The sequence below is a fragment of the Psychrobacter sp. Arc29 genome, assembly GCF_041431175.1.
Classification (GTDB): Bacteria; Pseudomonadota; Gammaproteobacteria; order Pseudomonadales; family Moraxellaceae; genus Psychrobacter.
This window is the reverse complement of record NZ_JASMRR010000001.1, coordinates 264,526-286,466: the sequence shown is the minus strand read 5'-3', so window position 1 is coordinate 286,466 and position 21,941 is coordinate 264,526. Positions and strand designations below refer to the sequence as shown.

Sequence of the window (21,941 nt, the reverse complement as noted above, 5' to 3'; positions counted from 1 at the left end):
TGATTAGCATTGGACACATAATTTATGCCAAAAATTACCGTACTACCCCATCACGAGATTTGCCCAGAGGGTGCAGAAGTCGAGCTAAAATCTGGCGAAAACTTATGCAAAGCGTTATTAGAAAAAGGCATCAAAATTGAGCATGCTTGTGAGATGTCAAAGGCTTGTACTACTTGTCACGTGGTCGTGCGCAAAGGATTCAATAGTCTAGATGAGATGGATGATGTCGAAGCAGATTTACTTGATCGTGCGTGGGGATTAGAGCCTGACTCACGTCTGTCTTGCCAAGTCATGCTTGATGATGAAGATCTAACCATTGAGGTTCCCAAATATACGCTCAATCATGCAAAAGAAAATCATTAATATGATTAGTACAAACTACTTATAAGTTATAAAAAAGCCAGCTATTAAAATATAATAGCTGGCTTTTTTTATACTCAATATTTCACGATATTATTTCCCAAATCATGATTTTTTATTAGCACTATGACGTTTGCTTTCTTCAGCGATGCTCTGTGCCAACTTTTCTTCTTCTTGTTCGATACGCTCAAGCGCAAAGTTTAACCGACTCCTAATATCTTGATAGTCATTGTCTTTCATATCTTTAAAATTTAGATGCAAGTTAAACCCTGGCAAGGTGTGATCTACCCATTTAGACAAATGACCTTTATTAGCGTCAGGGTCAAGTACTTGCCATGCATTTACCTTGTCATCAAAGCCTTTTAGCTGAAGCGCTCCAACATGTTGGCACTCATAGTTATGGCAAACATAATCATATGTGCTTTCACTGACCAATATCTCATCTTTGCCAGCATTCGATTCGAGTCTTGAGGCCAGATTAGCCTCTTTACCAATCAGTGTATAACTAAGACGATTATTGCTACCAAAATTACCCACGTGGCAATAACCAGTTGTGATACCAATACGTATGTACAACCCCTCAAACCCCATCAGCCGCCATTTTTGGCGCAATGTACGCATCTCGCGGCGCATATCTATCGCCATTGCCACACAGTCAAGAGCATCTTGACGTGGGCCGTTACTGGCGGGCTCGCCAAAAAAGCACACCATGCCATCGCCAATAAATTTATCAAGTACAGCACCATGTCTATCAGCAATCAACGTCATGCAATGCATATAAGTGTTCAAAATATCAGCCAAGTTGTCAGCGCTCAGACTATCAGACAGATCAGTAAAACCCACAATATCTGAAAACATAATGGTCAGCTTGGCACGTTTATTCGACACACTAACAGGGCTATTAGATCTAACAATTGGTTCCCAAATTTGCGGTGGTACAAAGCGAGTCAACTTATTGATGACCGACACCATGGTACTCAAACGCCCTCCTGCTTTAGAGGCACTTTCTTTATAACCGATATACTTTTGATACGTACTGCGAAACTGATACAAAATAACTATTATGCTTGCTAACAATACGGCGGGTGGAACCCAGCCTTCATCACAGTTCAACCCTTCGTTGTCCAGTATTGTACTGACATAATAAAAGACAATAGAGGTCACCAATGCCACAGTAAATAATCTTAGAGCGTTATCGACACCACTGACGATCATACGTACGCCGATTAAGGCTACCAGACTGAGCGATATCACCGTACAAAACTGTATTGACCCAATGACGACCGCAAATAAAATAACGACTATATTAGACGTCCAAAGACTGGTTTCGCGTCGGTAGTTATAAATCAGAATCATCAAACTAGGTAGGGTAATGACAACCAATAATGCCATTGAAGTAGGACGAAAATTGTAATGCAGTGCGAGTAATATGACAGTGAGTATTAAAACAAAAACTTCTGGATAGTCGAATTGACAGATTCCACTACCTTTTGACGACAGTTTTGGCTTTAATGTCTCTTTAAAAGGCATATTGAATTTCACTTAAGTAAGATAGGCTATCAGAGAGATAAAGATATATAAGAATAGCATACACACATCATTTATCTGAATGATAAGTTATTACAAAAATATATTATACTTTTTAAATTAGGTGAGACCTAGGTCAGTGGTAGCTAAAAAAACACCATCTATCATTTATGTAGGTAAAAAATTTTCTGGATAAATAACTGACAATGTTTGATTATTACAGAAAAAAGCCAGATATGACGAGTATCTGGCTTTTTTAGTGTCGCAATAGTTTATGAAAGATGCTTCATAAATAATGTTTTATAGATGAGGTAAAGCAATTCAAAGTTAAAAACGTATTACATCTGCCAATCAAAAGGCATTTGATGATGACCACGTAGCGCCATCATTAACGTCTGCTGCATTTGTGCCAAGACTTCTTTGGTATAAGGAACAGCTGGCACACCCCATACTGGATTTGGCCATTGCATATCGTTTTGATAACGAACAATATGATGAAAATGAAGCTGCGGGACTTGATTGCCAAGCGCGGCTACGTTCATTTTATCTGCTTGAAAAGTTTTGGCTAACTGGCTTGATAACCAGCTCGACTCACGCAAGAACTGCGTTTGGTCCGCTTCAGACAACTCGTACAGCTCTTTGATACCCGATACGCGCGGCACTAATATCAGCCAAGGAAACTGGCAGTCATTGATCAAACGACAAGTAGATAATGGAAAATCACCCACTAAGAAACTATCAGCAGCAAGTTTATGATGAAGTTGGAACATAATGACGGTTCTCTTGTTGTTTAATGCAAATAAAAGTACGTAAAAAATATCGAAGAAAAAGCAATCTGGTTATTTTATCAGTTATCCCTTCGATAAAATAGCACCATACACTATTGCATTTGTGTTGGTTATCTTGGAAACCCCGATAATATCCTTCACTAATCAAATTTAGGCAGCTTCTGTCACCATATGCTCACTAAAATAACGTAAAAGATCTTGGACAACAGTGACTCGCTGTTGAGGCGTTGCGAGCTTATCGCTATGTTGATAACGAATACCAGATGCCCCATTCATACGATAATGCTGTCCATCTGACTGAATCAGCTTAATAATCGCCAAGGCATCGACGGGGGTATCAGGAGCAAACTCCAGCGTCATACTACTACTATTCGCATCGATTTTGTTAATCTTCAAGGGTTCTGCTTGCAAGCGCAGTGCATGAATAGCAAATAGCTGCTTGGTCTGGTCTGGCAATGCACCGAAACGGTCTATCATCTCCGTCCGGATATCCGTCAACGCTTCTTTATCATCTGTATTGCTAATACGTTTATAAAACAGTAGGCGCTGATGTACGTCATGTAAATACTCCTCTGGAATAAGCGCAGAACTGTGTAGATTTATCTCACTGGTCAGTGATAGTGGCGTATTCAAGTCAGGCTCTTTACCGGCCTTGATCGCCTTAGTTGCACGCTCCAGCATATCCATGTACAAGCTAAAGCCAATCGCCTGCATATTACCACTTTGCTGCTTACCCAATATCTCACCTGCCCCGCGAATCTCTAGATCTTCACTCGCCAGCATAAAGCCTGCACCCAATGTATTGGCGCGTTCAATCGCATGGAGGCGACGCTTGGCATCGCCTTTGAGACCTTTGATAGAAGGCACCAACAGATAGCAATACGCCTGATGATAACTACGTCCTACCCGGCCTCGTAGCTGATGTAGTTGCGCCAAACCAAACTTATCAGCGCGCTCAATGATAATGGTATTGGCATTCGGTACGTCGATACCTGTCTCAATAATAGTAGAGCACACCAGTACATTGAACTTCTTGTGATAAAACTGCTGCATGATCTGCTCAAGCTGACGCTCTTGCATCTGTCCATGAGCAACCCCTACTCGCGCCTCAGGTACAAGATCACGAATGGTCTCTGCCATACGCTCGATACTCGCCACATCATTATGTAGTAGATAGACCTGCCCACCGCGTAATAACTCACGCAAGATAGCCTCTTTCATCAGCGCTTCTGTCTTTTGCATGACAAAGGTCTTGATGGCAAGACGACGTGCAGGCGGGGTTGCGATAATAGACATGTCACGCATACCTGAGAGCGCCATATTAAGCGTTCTAGGGATAGGAGTCGCGGTCATAGACATACTGTCTACATCTGTCTGAATAGCCTTAATACGCTCTTTATGACGTACTCCAAAGCGGTGCTCCTCATCAACGATCATTAGTCCAAGGTTTGCAAACTTCACGTCAGGCTGCAATAGTTTATGGGTACCAATTACGATGTCTACTTTACCGTCAGCCAAGTCAGCTAAAACCATTTCTTGATGTTTTTTGCCGCCAAAGCGCGACAAGCTCTCAATACGAACTGGCCAATCGGCAAAACGATCGCGGAAGTTGTCTTCGTGTTGTCCAGCGAGCAGTGTCGTAGGCACTAATACAGCCACTTGATAGCCAGCACTGACAGCAATAAAGGCTGCGCGCATCGCCACCTCTGTTTTACCAAAGCCAACATCACCGCAAATAAGGCGATCCATCGGTTGGTTTTGTCTCATGTCTTCCATGACCGCATGGATGGCATTGGCTTGGTCAGCGGTTTCTTCAAACGCAAACTGACTGGCAAACAGCTCGTATTGCGACGGATCTATTTTAAAGTGAATACCAACTTTCGCCTCACGACGCGCCTGCATGTTAAGTAGCTCTGCCGCAACATCGTGAATTTGCTCTAACGCTTTTTGTTTGGCCCTATCCCATTTGCCACTACCAATCTTATGTAACGGGGCCAAAGCTGGATCACCGCCACTATAGCGACTGATCATTTGCAAGTTAGCGACTGGCACATAGATGCTGGCATCATCGTCATATTTCAAATGAATAAACTCTTGCTCACCATCACCCACATCTAGCGTAATTAGACCGTTATAGCGACCAATACCATGCTCGATATGAACGACTGGGCTCCCATCTGTTATCTCAGTGACGCTTTTGACCAAAAACTCTTCTGATACACCGCTTTGGCGACGGCGACGCGTTTGTAAGACTTGACGACCAAACAGCTGCGTCTCACTAATTAATACTAAGCGTTCAGGCACATAAACACCGCGCTCAATCGGTGCCACAGTCAGACCTACATGCGGTAAACGAGCATTATTCATAGCACTCGTTTTATCTGCTGCTAAGAATGCTTCAAAGCTATCGTATGCTTTGATATCAATCTTGCCTTTAAACAGCTCAATGAGAATCTCACGACGGCCAGCGGTTTCTGCGACGATTAGTACTGGCGTTGCTGTTTGTTTTTGAACATGTAAAAAGTCGAGCAATTCAGTTAATGGCTCAGATTTCTGATGGTTTACTGCCAGTTGTGGTGGTTCTTGAGCGCTTAATGTCACCAAGCCTTGCTGCTTAGTAGGAGTTAATGGCAGTTGCGGCTGAGATGAGTCGTTACCTTCTGGCGCTGCTACATCATTCATTGTAGCCAGCTCATCACGTGCACTTAATATCACTCGCGGATAGTGATTTAGCTGCTCATTAAGCGCATTAGACAATAGATATAACAGCGTAGGGTCAACGATAGGCTTGTCAATATCATGTCGACGTTCTTCATAGCGGCGCTGGATTTGCGACCAATAGTCCGCCTGTTTTTCGTTAATGAGTTCATCCGTGATAAACAACGCATCGCTTGGCAAATAAGAAAACAGTGTACTTTCTTCTTGCCAATCTTTTAGGTCGAAAAATAGTGGCTGATAATACTCCAACCCGCTACTCGCAATACCTGCCATCACATCTTTATGCAGCTCAGACTTGCGGCTACTGGCATTAGGGAACATCGCCGCAAAATTCGTGCGAAATGTCTCTCGCCCTTCATCCAGCGGAAACTCTTTTGCTGGTAATATTTGGAACTGCTCGATCGGTTTAGAGATATCTGGCAATTTGTGCAGCAGCGACAGTGACTCTTTGCCCATACTGGTATCGTTGCCTGTCAACATCGCCTTGAGATCATCAGCGGTCAATGTGCGCTGAGTTTGCGGATGGAAAAAACGAATTGTCTCAATTTCATCGTCAAATAAATCTAGACGCAGCGGAAAAGGCTGACCCATAGCAAAGATATCGATAATGCTGCCACGTACCGCAAACTCACCGGGTTCAAAGACATTTTCAACAGCACGGTAGCCTGCCTTTGCCAACAGATCACGTTGTGTATTAATATCGAATTGATCGCCGACACTAAGGTCAAAATGCTGCCCAATCAGCCAACTTGGCGGCGCAACGCGATGCATCAGCGCCTGTACTGAGATGAGCAGCACACCCGTTTTTGGCATATCTGTCAGCAGATTGATACGTTCACTAACGATGTCTTGGTGCGGAGATAGCTCATCATACGTTAGTGTCTCCCAGTCAGGGAATACGTAAGCATCGACGCCGCAAAATGCCAGCTCGGTCTCTATCTGATTGAGTTGGTTTTGGTCACGTGCCACCACGACCTTTAGGCGCTTGGCAACATTCCACATAGGCGTTTGAACCAAGCTTGCCAGCCACAAGCTACTGACTGCACCATGGACAGGCGCTAGCCAACGCCGCTCGGCATTTTGGATAGGGAACAACTGCTGGTTAATGGGATCAAACGCGTCAGTCAAAGCAGTGATAGGCATAAAGAATAGGATCAAAGTTAAGGAGTCAGAAAGCTATTATACGAATATTTGAGCAATTACCAAAACTTATGCCGTAACGGTTTGTCACGTAAAAGTTCACTCATTCATGATCGAGGATTGATAACGATTATTAAGCTTTAACTATCATTACATAAAAAAACCCCAACTTATCAGATGAGGTTCTCATTCACACTGGTTAAACCAAGTTTAAATTAACGGTTTATTACTAGCGATAATGCCATTGTTGTCAGCATAGACAAACATTCCCGAGTTCAACGTTAAATCACCAAAGCTGATTTCAATATCCGTTTGACCTTCATCACGGCGAGTAGACTTGCGCGGAATACAACCAAGTGCCATCACACCAAGATCCATCGCTGCCATGTCATCAACATCACGCACACAGCCATATACGATAACTCCAGCCCAGCCATTATCAATAGCTGACTGTGCAATCATATCGCCTAATAGCGCGCAGCGCATAGAACCGCCACCATCGACGACCAATACTTTACCGTTGCCGGCTTTGTCTTTACCATCGCTATTCAATAACGATTTGACGCGGCTATTGTCTTCAAAACACTTCACCGTCACGATTTCACCGCAGAATTTATCTTTTGCACCAAAACGACGAAATGACTTACCTTCAATATTTGGTAAGCATACTTGCGACTCAGGATGGGCATCCAATAGATCACAAGTCACAAAATTTTCCTTACTCATTTCCATTGCTTCTGACACTGCTTCTACTCCTTGTTATTGGTGAATCAACTGACTGATATTTAAACACGCATCAATGTCTCGATAACAGTTATTATCTTTTTCATACTTGTAATTTTGTGCTCATCACATTGATACGTAACGCTAATAACATTTTGACTTTAGGACACCTTCTAAGATCAGAAAAAATAACTTTCCTATTTCTTAACACGAGTCATCGCAAGCATCTTCTTATTTTCAATGATCTCTGTATGTTCAATCTGGGGTTCTGTACGGTATTTACGACGATGATAAATGTCATGCGCACTCATCGCCATTGCACTAGCGACGCGCTTAGCCGAGATAGGATGTAATGAGAGTGACTCGGAGACTAAAGGCGAGATAAGCTTAAAAGCTTTTTGACCAATGCTCTCAAGTGGGCGCCCTTTATGCTTGCCTAATAACAATGACGGTCGGAATATCACCAGTTGACCAAAGCCTAGTGCCGTAATAGATTGCTCAGTCTCTGCCTTGACTCGATTGTACAAAAAGCGGCTGTCAATATCGGCATTCATGGATGAAAGTAGAAAAAAGTTTTCTACCCCTTTATCACGGCATAGCTTAGCAAAGTTAAAATTGTAATCATGATCTATCTTTCGAAAAGCCTCATCACTGCCAGCTTGTTTTTTGGTGGTGCCAAGACAACTAAAGGCATCTGTCGTTCGATCCGCACCAACGCTCGCAAACACTTCTGAGAGATTATCAAAGTCATTAACCTGATAAAAACGCATGCTGGCATTAATATAGCGTGGCGGGCGCCGAGCGATCACAATCAATGTATCATAGAGCTCACTCAGCTGTTTTACCAAATGCTGCCCTACCAATCCTGTTGCGCCAATCACAATTGCTTTTCGCTGCATACCCTATCCACTTATATAACGTTAGAGGTTCTATATTGATGAAAAGTAACCTATATCAAGGTCTATCATTAGGATATCATACCTAAATTCATGAATAACTGACGCTATTATGTAGGATATATTGTAAGAGATTTTATCAATCAGTTGCGCCTATTGATGTCTGCTATTGATTTAGATACCTAAATAGGCCAAAATTCATGAGTTTACAGCACTTCTTTGCGCATTAATCATCAAATATATTGTCCTTAGCGCAATAATTTGCTAAGATAACCGGCTTTACACGTCAACGCTGTTTAATTATTCCAAACAGTTCTGGCGCTTGCGATGATCTATTCATATTAGATACTTTAATATTAGACATCGACATCATGTTTGGCGAGAGGCTGCTCGTCACCGATGATTGTTAAACCCATTATTGCAATCAACATTCATATTTTTATCTGTCTTTATCAAGGAGATACGCGTGGCTAATACTGCACAAGCTCGTAAACGCGCCCGTCAAAACACCAAACGTCGTCAGAACTCTGCGTCACAACGCTCTATGGTTCGTACTTACTTAAAACGTGTTGATGCGGCTATCGAAGCTAAAGATTATGACGCGGCTACCGAAGCTTACAAAAAAGCGGTACCAGTTATTGATCGTATGGCTGACAAAGGTATTATTCATAAGAATAAAGCTGCTCGTCGTAAGAGTCGCCTAAACAAAACAATCAAAGGCCTACAAGCTTAAGATTTGTATTGTCTAGACCGCATTACGCTTTTATAGCGTCATGACTAAAACCTTGCTACTGGTTCTAATACTGGAGCAAGGTTTTTTTATGCCTGCTCGATATATATCTAGTGAATCGTCATTGCCATTTTTTGATGAAATCTTATGTCCATTGCACCTCTGGTGGTAATAGAAGTTTATTTGGGTGATACCCTGCTGCACGATACCCATTCAACAATGAACTAATCGGACGTGTATATACTTGGCCACGCCAAATAAAATGCGCATTTGCCTGATCAAAAGGTTTATCATCAAACCACAAAAACACCCCTTCCATCATTTTTGGCCAATCATTCCAATCAATCTCTTCCACATCGAACATCACGGCTAAGAATGCAGACAACAAAGTATCGTGACTGACTGCCAGCATAAGATGTCCATGCTGCGGCTGATTTTGATAAAAGAGCGAGAGAATATCAAGGCCACCTTGATAAGCATTTTTGGTGCCTTCAAGATTGCCTTGCAAAAAGCGATTGATAAAATTCAGTACACCAATCTCTTTAAATATTGGGTTGGCTATTTCAGGTTTAGTAACGAGGCTACCAGGCTCAACCAGTAGTGACTGATGCGTAATATCACGCTTGAGACCTGCTCCTTCCTGCATGAGCTGCGCCGTATCAATACAGCGTTTAATCGGGCTCGAGATGCTATCAACATCGAGCGAGTATGGGAGGTGACCTGCTAACCAACGACCCCAAGACTTTGCTAATACGCGGCCTTTAGGCGTCAATGGCAACTGATAGCTGGCAAAACCATTGCCGTCAGAACGCTCACGCAAAGAGTGTCTGGTAAATAAAATAAGCCGCTCATTCTCAGGTAATAGTCTGACCGAAGAAATCATACTATCTGGCAAATGTGAAGGCGCAGGCGCACTTGGTGTATGACTCGCAAGCTTGTCAGCAGAGACTTTTGATAAGGTGCTATTAAGATATTTACTCATGGTAGCAAGCGTAGCAGATTTTTTGACAGGAATGAACAACATACAAGTCCAGTTGCAATATATCTTGTAAATATCCTGTTATATATGAAATGGGGTATCTAACTTTTGAGAATGGCAAGCTGTAACAGACAGCCATCACTATTACTTACATGCGCAAAATCTCGGCTAACCAATATCAACGACTTTATCCCACGCAAATTCCAATGCAGTACTACTAATCTCGTTAGGGTAAGCCCTTGGATTAACGATTACCCGCGTATTACCTATCCGGTAATCGAATGCTTCGTGCGTGTGTCCATGCACCCATAGCGTTGGTGCCCAGTCCTCATGCATCCATCCAGACAAGTCACTGACAAAGGCAGCATTACTTGGTAAATCGGCATATTTTTCAGACACAGATAATGCACTGACACTATGATGGCTCATGACGACCGTTTTTTTGCCCAATGCTTTGGCAGTAATTAGTGCTTGCTGCAACCACTGACGATGCTCTGAGTGGATTTGCATGGAAACTTCAGGTGAGAACATCTTTCTGCCTGCATATATCTGCTTATAATCACGCATAAAATGCCTAGCAGCAGCCATGGTATCTTCATTGGCATGATACTGATAGTCCGTCCACAGTGTGCAACCTAAGATTCGTGTATCACCAATATCAATATGCTGGCACTGTAAGACACAAACCCCTTTGTTAGAGGCAGCATCATAATTATCCCAAGTCGCTAACTTTTGGTCAAAACTTAGCACATTTTCGTCAAAATATTCGTGATTACCTGAGATTGTGATCAAAGGAACTTGTAACCGTGCTGCCTGCTCTTGTAACCACGGCATACCTCTATCACTATTGGCAGTATCCCCTGCTACCAACACGATATCTGCATCAGTTTTAGGAATATGCCCAATAGGGTGTGACTGGCGTGCATAACTATCAATATGTAAGTCACTTAATATTTGTAATTTCATATTATCCAATATCATCCAGTAGTATCATTATCAATAATTTGAGCCGTAAGCGTGAGCAAGCGCTAAAGTAGTGTATCAGCTTTTTCTTTACCAGCAAAAAGTAAAAAGACAGCGGTTTAGGCTGTCTTTTTACTTTATTAATATCAAAACTTAAATACTTTGCAGTATTGTCTGCAATTTAGCCGCAGGGTCGGTAGCCTGAGTAATTGAGCGTCCAATGACCAAATAATCAGAACCATCTGCCAATGCCTGACTCGGCGTACAGATACGCTTTTGATCATCAGCATTGTCTTCTGCTAGTCGAATGCCTGGCGTGACCAATTTAAAATCTTGACCGCATAACGCTTTAAGCGTTTTCGCTTCTTGAGCAGAGCATACTACCCCATCTAGCCCAGCTTGCTTGGTCAATTGCGCCAATCGGCTCACCTGTGCGTCTAAACTATCAGTGATACCCGTTTGCATCAATGCGTCACTGTCCATAGAGGTCAATACAGTCACCGCGATGAGCAATGTATCAAGGTCTTTATCTATTAAACGCTGTTTTGCCAAAGACATAGCCTCTAGACCTGCACTAGCATGAACATTCACCATCCATACACCAAGCTCGGCAGCAGCTACTACCGCTTGAGCAGTAGTGTTAGGAATGTCATGAAACTTTAAGTCTAAGAAGACCTCAAAGTTACGCTGATGTAGCGCCTTAACGATGTCAGGGCCACAGCGCGTAAACAGCTCTTTACCTACTTTTAGTCGACATGACGTCGGATCTAATTGATCAGCTAATGCCAACGATGCTTGCAGAGTCATGTTGTCTAAAGCAACAATGACGGGAGAATTAATCACATTATTCATGGTTTTGCCATCTATCATAATTATCAGAGCATTATTTTTGAGGTCAACAATGTAGCCAATAGCCATCGCCTAGCAGATTAATCTCGCTTACGCTTAGACAGCGTACCACCTTTACTTAAGTGAGATTCTGTGGTGTCTTGCACATTAGTAGCAGTCGCACCATAAACAGCTTCTTCTACCGTCGGCGCGGTTGCTTGACGGTCAATGACAACATTAGCTTGAGTCAGCTGCTCTTGCAAGTTGGTATTTGCCTTTTGCAAACGTGAGATTTCCCACTTATTCTGTAGTACACGGAATATAAGCAATGACAATAGAATACCAATAATGATGCCGAGTATTAGACATAAAATGAGCAGTAGCCCCAAATTCATTGTAGGTGCTTGCGAAAACAGTAAATTGACCCCGACCTCGGTATTATTTGCCAATACCAGACCAAGCGAGTAAGCAAAGCTCAAAAACAGCAATACGAATAATAAAAAACGCATGAGACAATTACCTCAGGTTGGAATGATAGTTTTTGGTCAGTCAATCATTGATGAGTATTAGCTGTGTGCTACTTTATCATTGACTGCTTCACGTAATGCTTTACCTGGCTTAAAGTGTGGAATCGCTTTGGCAGGAACTGGTACGCTCTCACCCGTTTTAGGATTGCGTCCGACACGAGCGCGGCGATGATGTAGACAAAAACTGCCAAACCCACGAACCTCGACTCGGCCATCATTGGCTAAGGTATGGGTCATCAAATTTAATATTTCGCGAACGGCGTCATCAACGATGGTATCTGCCATGTTGTCACAATTCGCACTCAAATTACTGATAAATTCGGATTTGTTAATCGCTTGCTGCATTATTACGCTTGCCTTGTTGATTGATGGATAAACTGATAGTAAGTTAAAACAGTGTTATCAATAAAAACTCTGATAGCTAAATGAATAATAGCTCATATCAGAGTAGTCTATTTACAAGAGTCATATCGCAACTCTAAATACACTGTCGCTCACATCTCGTTACTCAATGTTGCAAATGATAGCGGATATTGAGGAAAATAGGAATAAGAGTTTCCTTATTTAGCCAAAAACCTTACCTATTAATGCAAATATCAAAACTTAATCATAAAAAAAAGCGACCAAAGTCGCTTTTTTTATATTACTTTTATATCAATAACTTACAACTTACTGCATTTGCTCTTTGATCAAATCACCAATCGTCTTTGGTTGTGCATCAGAACCTGCAGCGGCAGTTGTGTTCGTGCTGCCAAGATCTTTGATCGCTTGACGCTCTTCAGCTTCGTCTTTCGCTTTGATAGACAAGTTGATGTTACGTGTTTTACGATCAACGCTGATGATTTTTGCTTCAACGTCATCACCAACAGATAGATGCTTGGTTGCATCTTCAACGCGGTCACGTTGAATCTCAGAAGCGCGTAGATAAGCTTCAACTTCGTCAGCAAGCTCAATAGTAGCGCCTTTAGCGTCTACTTCTTTCACTTTACCATTAACGATAGCACCGCGGTCATTACCGACTAGGTATTCGTTGAATGGATCAGAGCTTAACTGCTTCACGCCTAGGCTGATACGGTTAGCTTCTGCATCTACAGACAATACCATTGCTTCAACGGTGTCGCCTTTGTTGTAGTTACGGATAGCATCTTCGCCAGTTTCGTTCCAAGAGATATCAGACAGATGAACCAGACCATCAATACCACCGTCTAGACCGATAAAGATACCGAAGTCAGTGATTGATTTGATCGTACCAGTGATTTTATCACCGCGCTCATGTTTCTTATCAAACTCATCCCATGGGTTGGCTAGAGTTTGTTTGATACCTAGGCTGATACGACGACGTTCTTCGTCGATATCAAGAATCATTACTTCAACTTCGTCGCCCACTTGAACTACTTTAGATGGGTGGATGTTTTTGTTGGTATGATCCATTTCTGATACGTGTACTAGACCTTCGATACCTTCAGAAATCTCAGCGAAACAACCATAATCAGTCAAGTTGGTTACGCGAGCTTTAACAACACTACCCACTGGGTAAGTACCGCCAACGTTGTCCCAAGGATCCGTACCAAGTTGTTTTAGACCTAGGCTTACGCGATTGCGCTCACGGTCAAACTTCAATACTTTAACTTTTAGGTCTTGACCAACTTCAACAACTTCAGATGGATGCTTGATACGGCGCCATGCCATGTCAGTGATGTGCAATAGACCATCGATACCACCTAGATCAACGAACGCGCCGTAATCAGTAAGGTTCTTAACGATACCTTCGATCTCGATGCCTTCTTCAAGCTTGTTCAATAGCTCTTCGCGCTCAGCTGAATTTTCAGCTTCCATAACTGCACGGCGGCTAACAACAACGTTGTTGCGTTTTTGATCAAGTTTGATGACTTTGAATTCTAGCTCTTTGCCTTCAAGATGCGTTGTATCACGGATAGGACGTACATCTACCAATGAACCTGGTAAGAACGCGCGTACTGAACCGATATCTACAGTGAAACCGCCTTTAACTTTGCTTGAAATGATACCTTTTACGATCTCATCATTGTCAGCGATTTTTTCAAGGAAGTTCCAAGTTTCAACACGCTTAGCTTTTTCGCGTGACAGCAAGGTTTGACCCATGCCGTTATCAACCGCTTCAACTACGACATCAACACTATCGCCAACTTCAACTTCAAGTTCGCCTTCTTCGCTTAAAAACTCTTCACGAGCGACGATACCTTCAGATTTCAGACCAGTATCAACTGTGATCCAATCGCTATCGATGGCCACAACAGTACCGTTGATAACCGAGCCACGCTCGATATCTAGGCCTGTTTCTTCGATGCTCGCTTCAAATAGTTCAGCAAATGATTCCATTATGTCTACCTTTGTATAGCCGTATCCTGTCCAGCACAGTACGGATCAAATTTATGATTGCATAAAACGAGAATACTGGTTTTATATCTTATGCAATCATATATAAAAACGTTTGTTGTTAATAAGCGCATATTTAAACTTGCTAACAACAACTGTCTTAATTTAATTCATTTTATCAACTGAGCCTAATAAATGATTAATCGTCAAAAAATACTAACTTCCAACTGTATAATTCTACATTAAAAACAGGGACTATAGGGAATTTTTTAGTACTTAATATGTTGTTTTTATTAACTATTAAAAAACAGACCTTGATCTCGGCAATGTTTTTTTACTTGCTCGTAAACCGCATCAGCATCGAGCGTTGAGCTATCAAGTAATAAAGCATCTGCTGCAGGTTTTGATGGTGCGGTGCTACGATTCTCATCACGATCATCACGTTCTTTAATCGTCGCCAAAATCGCGTCAAAATCTGCTGCTTGCCCAGCATTAATTAGTTGGGTTACACGGCGCTCAGCACGTGCTTCAGCACTAGCGGTCAGATATACCTTAACATCCGCATCCGGGAACACAACCGTCCCCATGTCGCGACCATCAGCGACGAGTCCTGAACGTGTCGCCATATCCTGTTGTAACGTAAGCAAAGCCTCACGGACTTTTGGAAATACTGCGATTTGTGACGCATAGCCGCCTACTGTCTCGTTGCGTACCTGATCACCTACCGCTTGTCCATTCACAATGATGTCTACGCGCCCTGAGTCATTATTTGGTACAAAGGCTATTTCCAAGCTTTTCGTCAATGCTAACACTGCCGACTCATCGATTGGTTGGCTAGCATCCGCTGTGATCAATCCAGCTTCGAATGCTTTGAGTCCTACAATTCTATATAGCGCCCCAGAGTCTAATAGCTGATAGCCCAATACTTGAGCTAAACGCCATGTGACCGTACCCTTTCCTGCCCCACTGGGACCATCGATACATATAACAGGATAGCGTGTTGAATGGGCTTCGCTATCGTCTTTATTGAGTAGATCATTATCAGTTACGGAGACAGTCATAATACTTACTCAATAGTCGTTGTTACTTATATATATGGCTTATTATGCAATAGTAATAAAGCAAGATTCACTGGTATATCGAATGCTTAATCACCTATTGAAGCGTTCGCTATCAAATAGGGCAATATTATAGCAAAAAATCATCGCTACCACTAGAGCCAAGACCGATATCTTGTTTATTAGTTGTTTCTTTTCAAAAGCTACTTTTATGCTTTTTTGCTAATCGTCTACGCTCTTTAAAGAATGTCTTTAGCAATTGACTACTATGCTCGCTGCATAATCCTTTATATACTTGGATCTGGTGGTTATAAAAAGGCTGAATTGATAAGTCCATTTGACTGCCTACCATACCAGCACGCGGTTCGCTCGCCGCATACACGATCCTGTCTACACGGGCATGAATCAACGCACCGATACACATTGTACAAGGTTCTAAAGTCACATATAAAGTTGTCTGTAATGGCAGTCGGTAATTTTCTAAACGCTGACACGCGTCTCTCAATGCGACTATTTCGGCATGTGCTGTCGCATCGTGGCGGCCAATCGGTTGATTAAATCCCTGACCAATAATCTGCTGCTCATATACTAATATAGCACCCACTGGCACCTCGCCAAGCTCAGCGCCCTGATTCGCCAGTTTTATCGCCTCTTGCATCCATTTATCATCTTGCAGGGACCAAAATATAAGCGATACAAACGATATACGCTCTAATTTGCCATCTGCTAAAACATGTGGTGTTAAAGTTGTATTCATAGTGTTTAGCTTTTACTGCGGCAATTGCCAATCAATCGGTGTCTGGCCATATTGCACCAAATAATCATTAGTTTTAGAAAATGGTTTGGAACCAAAAAACCCACCCCGGTTGGCAGCAAGCGGAGAAGGATGCACAGCAGTCAAAATCAGATGTTTGTCAGTATCAATGTACTTACCTTTCTTTTGGGCTTTGCTGCCCCACAAAATAAATACGGTATGCTCAGTCTGTTCGTTAACCGCGTCAATCACTGCATCAGTGAACTGCTCCCAGCCCTTATTTTGGTGACTGTTCGGCTCACCCTCTTTTACTGTCAGCGAGCTGTTCAATAACAGAACACCTTGCTCTGCCCAGTAGGTCAGGTCACCATGTTTTGAAGGTGCGATACCAATATCGCTCGCCATCTCTTTTAACAAGTTATTAAGTGACGGCGGTTTAGGAATGGCTTTGGGAACAGAAAATGACAACCCCATTGCCTGTCCTGGTCCATGATAAGGATCCTGACCTAAAATCACTACCTTGACTTGCGATAAAGGAGTGAGATTAAGCGCATTGAACATAAGCGGCGCAGGTGGATAGATACTATCGTCTGACTGATAGGCTTCTTTTAAAAATGCGCGTAAATTATCCATATTTTCAGACGTTAACTCATTTGCTAATGCTGCTTTCCAGTCTTCTGGTAAACGGACATTGTCTAAAATGGCTTGTTTTTGCTCTGGCGTTTTGGTGGTCTGTTCGTCAAACAGTTCCATAGTACATCCTTTTTAATATTTGTTATGCGATAAGTGCTGAGTGATTCGATTATTTAAAAAGTCATAGTAACAAAAAACCTTATAGGATTTGTTGATGAATTATAGCAATAAAAAAACGGCCACCGCGGTAATACGGTAGCCGTTATTCTTACATTCGAACCAAATGTTTAGCTAGCTACTGACTCAGAGTCTGAGCGCGGCTCATGCGTTTCGACCACTGTCAAAACAATTCGGCTATCGGATGAACCTTTACTCGAAGCCTTATCCAGTTTGACAGTACCACCCTCTTCCTTGTCATCTATCTCAGACTCTAAGGTTAAATGGACAACCCCACCATTCACTAAATCACCAAATAAAATCATACTTGCCAATGGCTTTTTGATCTCATCTTGAATGAGGCGCTGCATCGGACGCGCACCCATCAGACGGTCATAACCTTTGTCAGCCAGATAATCACGTACGTCATCATCAATCTCTAACGTCACTTGCTTATCATCAAGCTGCACTTGTAGCTCAACTAAGAACTTGTCGACAACTGATACAACCACTGACGTATCTAGCGGATTGAACTGAATAATCGCATCCAGACGGTTACGGAATTCAGGGGTGAACACACGTTTCAATGATTCAGTGTTGTCACGACTGTGATCTTGCTGCGTGAAGCCCATTGATGAGCGACTGATACTATCAGCACCAACGTTCGTCGTCATAATAATGATGACTTGCTTAAAGATAGCCACACGACCATTATTATCAGTCAACGTCCCATGATCCATGACTTGTAGTAATAAGTTAAAGACATCAGGATGCGCCTTTTCGATCTCATCAAGAAGCAGTACGCAATGCGGATGTTGATTGATCTTTTCGGTCAACAAACCGCCTTGATCATAGCCAACATAACCCGGAGGCGCACCAATCAGACGTGATGCTGTATGCGCTTCCATGTACTCTGACATATCAAAACGTACCAGCTCCACACCCAATAAGTTTGCCAATTGACGCGATACTTCTGTTTTACCAACGCCTGTTGGACCTGCAAACATAAACGAGCCAATTGGCTTATCTGGCGCTTTTAGTCCTGCACGAGACAGTTTGATGGCATCAGCAAGCGTTGCAATGGCTTCATCTTGACCAAACACTAAATGCTTAAGGTCACGATCCAAATGCTCAAGAATACTCTTATCATCACTCGATACCGACTTGGGTGGAATACGTGCTAGCTTCGCAACGATAGCTTCAATATCGGCCACATCGATCTTCATCGGTGGTTTTTGCGCTTTGGATACGTTGACACCATCAGCAGACTTAGCACGATCATTGGCTATCGCTGTTTCTGCTGCGTCCTGCATCTCATTGTCGCTATCGTCCTCAATGCTCTCAATATCCTCAGCGTCAATCTGTGTATCGAAATCCTGCTCCAAATCCGCAATGAAGCTTTCTTCAGCATTGATATCATCCATATCTGGAACAACACCCAAACGCTTATATGCTCCCGCCTCGTCGATCACGTCAATGGCTTTGTCAGGTAAAAAACGCTCGTGAATATGCTTGGCTGATAACTGTACTGCCGTGACCAGTGCTTCATCAGTGTATTCAACATTATGGAACTCTTCATAACGAGGCTTGAGACCACGTAAAATATCGATGGTATCGTCTACACTTGGCTCTTTTACGTCGATTTTTTGGAAACGACGTGATAGCGCATGATCTTTTTCGAATACTTGGCGATACTCAGTAAAGGTCGTTGACCCAATACAACGTAGCTCACCGTTAGCAAGCGCAGGCTTAATGAGGTTTGAGACATCCATATTACTGCTCATGGACGAACCTGCACCAATAATCATGTGAATCTCATCAATAAACAAGATAGCGTTGGTTTTTTTCTTCAACGCATCAAGGAGCGATTTCATGCGCTTTTCGAAGTCACCGCGGTATTTGGTGCCCGCAATAAGCGAACCAATATCTAGACTATAAATAACGCAGCCGCTGAGTGGTTTGGGCGCTTTGTCGTTGATAATCAACCATGCCAACCCTTCAGCGATAGAGGTTTTACCGACGCCAGGTTCACCGACCAACAATGGATTGTTTTTGCGGCGACGGCATAATACTTGGGCAGCACGTTCAATTTCAGAAGCGCGTCCAATCAACGGATCGGTTTTGCCTTCTGCAGCGCGCTGGTTTAAATTGGTCGCAAACTCAACCAACGGATCTTTACTGGTCTTTTCAGAGGCACTGCGACGCTCACCCGTTGCAGAGGCACGCGGCTCAGAAGGCTCATCTTTATCCTGACCATGCGATAAATACTGAGTCAGCTCAAGACGACTGATACCCTGCTTTTTGAGCAGATAAACGGCATAAGTATCATGCTCTGAGAACATAGAAACTAAAATATCAGACCCTTCTACTAAGCGACCACCACCGATAGACTGTACATGAAAAATAGCGCGTTGCAAGATACGATCAAAACTTTGAGTTGGCTGCGGTGACTGCTCCGTGTCTACATCGACGGTTGGCGTATGCTTATTGATATACGCTTCAAGCTCAGACCGCAGTGCCGACACATTGGCATTACAGGCAGTCAGGGTATTGGCAGCGTGGGTATTTTCTAATAGCGCCAATAGTAAATGTTCAACAGTAAGATACTCATGCGATTTTTGGCGCGCAAGCGTCATTGCTAAACGTAGAGAAACTTCGAGATGACGACTTAACATAACAACTTCCTACGGTTATATCTATCTTTATAATTGATAGTTTTATGAATGAGTTAGTAAGTAAATCAGGGCGATAGATTGATTGTTCAAGGGTAAGATTCGTATAATTAAAAATCATGGATATATCATTTGGACCATAGACTGTTTGACGAATGCTGTAATCTATCTATCAGTTAGCAGTGATTGTGATAATTCATAGTCGCTTTTCTTTATATCAACACGATACTTCGACAGAGTCAATCTATTAACGCAGACTAAAGTGTATCAAAGCATACTATGAACACATAAAGAAGAATGTGAGAGCAACGATCAAAGCTTAAAGAGCTAATGTGGATAAAAGGTAAGTAGATGAACGAGGGTATTAATAACGAGTGTTCGAAAGGTTTCAAAAATTATTGAGAAGACTAGTTAGTATATAAGGATATATTATAATAAAATAAAGACTATAAGAGCGATATACTTGCTGACATGCTTAATCAAATATGGGTATATAAAGCAAGGCTGTAAAAATAGATGGCTTAGCTCACTTTGAGAGTGAGCTGCTATAACGATTAGATGAGAACAAAAAATTATTGGGTATGGCAGTGAGAGCTGATGTGAGAACAAGATATGGTGTCTTACTCTCTTTTTACTCGCCTTGATGTGGCTCGATTTGGGTCAATAGTGGATAGCCCTCACGATGTGCCAGACTATTTACTTTTTTGGCCTTGGTCTCAGCGATATCCTTGGGATAAATACCAGCAATACCTTTGCTACTATTGTGAATCGTTAGCATAATTTCTACCGCAGAGTCCATACTATGGCGGAACTCTGACTGCAAAATATAGACGACAAATTCCATTGGCGTGTAATTGTCATTATACATAACCACCGCATACATAGGAGGTTTAGCAACTTCTGGCTCAGCAACTAACACATCTGCTTGCGGCGACGTTTCACCCTCTGTATCACCGTCCTGTGCGCGATGGGCAGGCATATTTGGAAAATGCCAATCAGCAACCGTTGGCGTAGCTTGTAATATCATTTTTTTCATCATAATCAAAGTATAATTATAAGGTAAGTTTGGAATAAGAGAGGTTAGCTAGGCAGGCGATGAAACATTAAGCACTATGACTATATATAGCCATGGTGCTTTGTTTTCAACTACATCATCGCTGTTTGGTATTTATTAAGACTTGTATTTGCTAGGGAACAATTGGGCTTTCATCAACTTCTGGCAAGTCTAAAAGTGATGGTAGCATGTTATCAACATTATCACCGAGCTTCCAATCGTACAACTGCTCTACTGTTTGACCACCTGCTTGCAAGCTCAGCTTTGCTTGTAAAGGTTTAAAACCTGAGGGCATCATAAAACGACCGCGTATACGAACAATACCTTCGATCACATAGCTTGCAGGATCTAAAGGCACTTCTACAAGGTCATCATTATTGAGTAACGTCAAGGTTGGCTGGAGTCGTTTGGCTTGACCGTCGCTACTGAGCATACCAATATCAAAACCATACTCAAAAGCATTTTCGGGCAGCGGCTCAATCTTAGCGCCCAATACTTGTAGTGGCATGCCACCTTTTTCAGTAATCACATCAGCATATATCTCATTAAGCTGTGAGACCTGCCTGTTTTCTACTGTCAATGATTGCTGGTTTTCACGCAGCTCTTTTAGATTTGCGAGACTTATGGCCAGCTCTTGCTTGGCTGTCGCGGCTTGATTGGTCGCGATTTTATTACTAAGGCGCAGGTCTTCTAGCGCTTTTGTCGCTTCTGTACCATCGATAATCGCTTGCTGGGCTTGTGTTTCCATCGAATGAAAACCACGCTGATAGCCCAGCTTATGTCCGAATAGCAATCCAGCCACGGCAGTCACTAATATCACTACTACAAATAGGGCCAATACTAATGTAGACGCGCCTCGTTGAGTGCTACCGATATCACTTATAAAACCATCACTATTTTTGTCGGAATGCGTTTTGCACGCCAAACCACATAGAACAGAATCTTGACACGATAGACGTGATGACTTTAAAAAAAAGCGTCGTTCAAGCTTAACACGCATTTAGATGGTATCTCTTAAGAGTAAAGGCAAGTTATTATAGCGGAATTTATAATCAATACCTAGTACCATAAATATGAATG

Annotated in this window: 19 protein-coding genes; 2 read left to right on the top strand and 17 right to left on the bottom strand. The window is 42.4% G+C overall.

Going from position 1 to position 21,941, the window contains the following annotated elements; translation table 11 throughout:
* The first annotated feature begins 24 nt into the window (after positions 1-24).
* Positions 25-363, top strand: coding sequence for an ISC system 2Fe-2S type ferredoxin (gene fdx, locus QO189_RS01280; RefSeq protein WP_371531192.1), 339 nt, complete (start codon positions 25-27; stop codon positions 361-363).
* 102 nt (positions 364-465) lie between these two features.
* Here the strand turns inward: fdx and QO189_RS01275 are convergent, their stop codons facing one another.
* From QO189_RS01275 to QO189_RS01255, 5 genes are all read right to left on the bottom strand, one after another.
* Positions 466-1,890, bottom strand: coding sequence for an adenylate/guanylate cyclase domain-containing protein (locus QO189_RS01275; RefSeq protein WP_371531191.1), 1,425 nt, complete (start codon positions 1,888-1,890; stop codon positions 466-468).
* 335 nt (positions 1,891-2,225) lie between these two features.
* A complete protein-coding gene (locus QO189_RS01270) occupies positions 2,226-2,657 on the bottom strand; it encodes an HIT domain-containing protein (protein ID WP_057759208.1) in 432 nt (143 codons plus the stop codon).
* Positions 2,658-2,825: 168 nt separating this feature from the next.
* Positions 2,826-6,536: a transcription-repair coupling factor gene (gene mfd / locus QO189_RS01265; protein ID WP_371531190.1), complete on the bottom strand. Its 3,711-nt coding sequence runs from the start codon at positions 6,534-6,536 to the stop codon at positions 2,826-2,828.
* 207 nt (positions 6,537-6,743) lie between these two features.
* A complete protein-coding gene (gene rraA / locus QO189_RS01260; RefSeq protein WP_371531451.1) occupies positions 6,744-7,259 on the bottom strand; it encodes a ribonuclease E activity regulator RraA in 516 nt (171 codons plus the stop codon).
* 194 nt (positions 7,260-7,453) lie between these two features.
* Positions 7,454-8,155, bottom strand: coding sequence for an NAD-dependent epimerase/dehydratase family protein (locus QO189_RS01255; protein ID WP_058024190.1), 702 nt, complete (start codon positions 8,153-8,155; stop codon positions 7,454-7,456).
* A 463-nt stretch (positions 8,156-8,618) separates the two neighbouring features.
* Between QO189_RS01255 and rpsT the strand changes: the two genes are divergently transcribed.
* Positions 8,619-8,885 (top strand): 30S ribosomal protein S20, encoded by a 267-nt coding sequence (gene rpsT / locus QO189_RS01250; RefSeq protein WP_058024191.1) that lies wholly within the window; start codon positions 8,619-8,621, stop codon positions 8,883-8,885.
* A 142-nt stretch (positions 8,886-9,027) separates the two neighbouring features.
* Here rpsT and QO189_RS01245 read toward each other — a convergent pair whose 3' ends face one another.
* The 12 genes from QO189_RS01245 to QO189_RS01190 form a co-directional block, all read right to left on the bottom strand.
* Positions 9,028-9,864 carry a histidine phosphatase family protein gene (locus QO189_RS01245; protein ID WP_371531450.1) on the bottom strand — a complete coding sequence of 279 codons (837 nt, stop codon included), beginning with the start codon at positions 9,862-9,864 and terminating at the stop codon, positions 9,028-9,030.
* Positions 9,865-10,029: 165 nt separating this feature from the next.
* The gene (locus tag QO189_RS01240) at positions 10,030-10,827 is read right to left on the bottom strand and encodes a metallophosphoesterase (protein ID WP_371531189.1); all 798 of its coding nucleotides are present in this window, start codon (positions 10,825-10,827) and stop codon (positions 10,030-10,032) included.
* 150 nt (positions 10,828-10,977) lie between these two features.
* Positions 10,978-11,676: an orotidine-5'-phosphate decarboxylase gene (pyrF, locus tag QO189_RS01235; RefSeq protein ID WP_371531188.1), complete on the bottom strand. Its 699-nt coding sequence runs from the start codon at positions 11,674-11,676 to the stop codon at positions 10,978-10,980.
* A gap of 77 nt (positions 11,677-11,753) precedes the next feature.
* A complete protein-coding gene (locus QO189_RS01230) occupies positions 11,754-12,161 on the bottom strand; it encodes a lipopolysaccharide assembly protein LapA domain-containing protein (RefSeq protein ID WP_201599785.1) in 408 nt (135 codons plus the stop codon).
* 57 nt (positions 12,162-12,218) lie between these two features.
* On the bottom strand, positions 12,219-12,524 hold the full coding sequence (locus tag QO189_RS01225; protein WP_058024195.1) for an integration host factor subunit beta: 306 nt from the start codon (positions 12,522-12,524) through the stop codon (positions 12,219-12,221).
* 324 nt (positions 12,525-12,848) lie between these two features.
* Complete coding sequence (gene rpsA / locus QO189_RS01220; RefSeq protein ID WP_201599784.1) at positions 12,849-14,537, bottom strand: 30S ribosomal protein S1; 1,689 nt, start codon at positions 14,535-14,537, stop codon at positions 12,849-12,851.
* A gap of 290 nt (positions 14,538-14,827) precedes the next feature.
* Complete coding sequence (gene cmk, locus QO189_RS01215) at positions 14,828-15,595, bottom strand: (d)CMP kinase (protein ID WP_371531187.1); 768 nt, start codon at positions 15,593-15,595, stop codon at positions 14,828-14,830.
* Between the two features lie 193 nt (positions 15,596-15,788).
* Positions 15,789-16,349 carry a tRNA adenosine(34) deaminase TadA gene (gene tadA, locus QO189_RS01210; protein WP_371531186.1) on the bottom strand — a complete coding sequence of 187 codons (561 nt, stop codon included), beginning with the start codon at positions 16,347-16,349 and terminating at the stop codon, positions 15,789-15,791.
* Between the two features lie 12 nt (positions 16,350-16,361).
* The gene (locus QO189_RS01205; protein ID WP_371531185.1) at positions 16,362-17,099 is read right to left on the bottom strand and encodes a uracil-DNA glycosylase; all 738 of its coding nucleotides are present in this window, start codon (positions 17,097-17,099) and stop codon (positions 16,362-16,364) included.
* 167 nt (positions 17,100-17,266) lie between these two features.
* Positions 17,267-19,810: an ATP-dependent Clp protease ATP-binding subunit ClpA gene (clpA, locus tag QO189_RS01200; RefSeq protein WP_371531184.1), complete on the bottom strand. Its 2,544-nt coding sequence runs from the start codon at positions 19,808-19,810 to the stop codon at positions 17,267-17,269.
* A 628-nt stretch (positions 19,811-20,438) separates the two neighbouring features.
* Positions 20,439-20,834 carry an ATP-dependent Clp protease adaptor ClpS gene (locus tag QO189_RS01195; protein WP_227675762.1) on the bottom strand — a complete coding sequence of 132 codons (396 nt, stop codon included), beginning with the start codon at positions 20,832-20,834 and terminating at the stop codon, positions 20,439-20,441.
* Positions 20,835-20,994: 160 nt separating this feature from the next.
* Positions 20,995-21,861: a hypothetical protein gene (locus tag QO189_RS01190; RefSeq protein ID WP_371531183.1), complete on the bottom strand. Its 867-nt coding sequence runs from the start codon at positions 21,859-21,861 to the stop codon at positions 20,995-20,997.
* Positions 21,862-21,941: the final 80 nt, after the last annotated feature.

What these genes read in the sequence shown, in the direction of transcription:
- rpsA (WP_201599784.1), bottom strand. Translation starts at nt 14,537, where the DNA reads ATGGAATCATTTGCTGAACTATTTGAAGCGAGCATCGAAGAAACAGGC.
- QO189_RS01205 (WP_371531185.1), bottom strand. Translation starts at nt 17,099, where the DNA reads ATGGAACTGTTTGACGAACAGACCACCAAAACGCCAGAGCAAAAACAA.
- QO189_RS01230 (WP_201599785.1), bottom strand. Translation starts at nt 12,161, where the DNA reads ATGCGTTTTTTATTATTCGTATTGCTGTTTTTGAGCTTTGCTTACTCG.
- cmk (WP_371531187.1), bottom strand. Translation starts at nt 15,595, where the DNA reads ATGACTGTCTCCGTAACTGATAATGATCTACTCAATAAAGACGATAGC.
- QO189_RS01225 (WP_058024195.1), bottom strand. Translation starts at nt 12,524, where the DNA reads ATGCAGCAAGCGATTAACAAATCCGAATTTATCAGTAATTTGAGTGCG.
- rraA (WP_371531451.1), bottom strand. Translation starts at nt 7,259, where the DNA reads ATGAGTAAGGAAAATTTTGTGACTTGTGATCTATTGGATGCCCATCCT.
- clpA (WP_371531184.1), bottom strand. Translation starts at nt 19,810, where the DNA reads ATGTTAAGTCGTCATCTCGAAGTTTCTCTACGTTTAGCAATGACGCTT.
- QO189_RS01190 (WP_371531183.1), bottom strand. Translation starts at nt 21,861, where the DNA reads ATGCGTGTTAAGCTTGAACGACGCTTTTTTTTAAAGTCATCACGTCTA.
- QO189_RS01195 (WP_227675762.1), bottom strand. Translation starts at nt 20,834, where the DNA reads ATGATATTACAAGCTACGCCAACGGTTGCTGATTGGCATTTTCCAAAT.
- QO189_RS01240 (WP_371531189.1), bottom strand. Translation starts at nt 10,827, where the DNA reads ATGAAATTACAAATATTAAGTGACTTACATATTGATAGTTATGCACGC.
- QO189_RS01270 (WP_057759208.1), bottom strand. Translation starts at nt 2,657, where the DNA reads ATGTTCCAACTTCATCATAAACTTGCTGCTGATAGTTTCTTAGTGGGT.
- mfd (WP_371531190.1), bottom strand. Translation starts at nt 6,536, where the DNA reads ATGCCTATCACTGCTTTGACTGACGCGTTTGATCCCATTAACCAGCAG.
- QO189_RS01275 (WP_371531191.1), bottom strand. Translation starts at nt 1,890, where the DNA reads ATGCCTTTTAAAGAGACATTAAAGCCAAAACTGTCGTCAAAAGGTAGT.
- pyrF (WP_371531188.1), bottom strand. Translation starts at nt 11,676, where the DNA reads ATGAATAATGTGATTAATTCTCCCGTCATTGTTGCTTTAGACAACATG.
- fdx (WP_371531192.1), top strand. Translation starts at nt 25, where the DNA reads ATGCCAAAAATTACCGTACTACCCCATCACGAGATTTGCCCAGAGGGT.
- tadA (WP_371531186.1), bottom strand. Translation starts at nt 16,349, where the DNA reads ATGAATACAACTTTAACACCACATGTTTTAGCAGATGGCAAATTAGAG.
- QO189_RS01245 (WP_371531450.1), bottom strand. Translation starts at nt 9,864, where the DNA reads ATGAGTAAATATCTTAATAGCACCTTATCAAAAGTCTCTGCTGACAAG.
- QO189_RS01255 (WP_058024190.1), bottom strand. Translation starts at nt 8,155, where the DNA reads ATGCAGCGAAAAGCAATTGTGATTGGCGCAACAGGATTGGTAGGGCAG.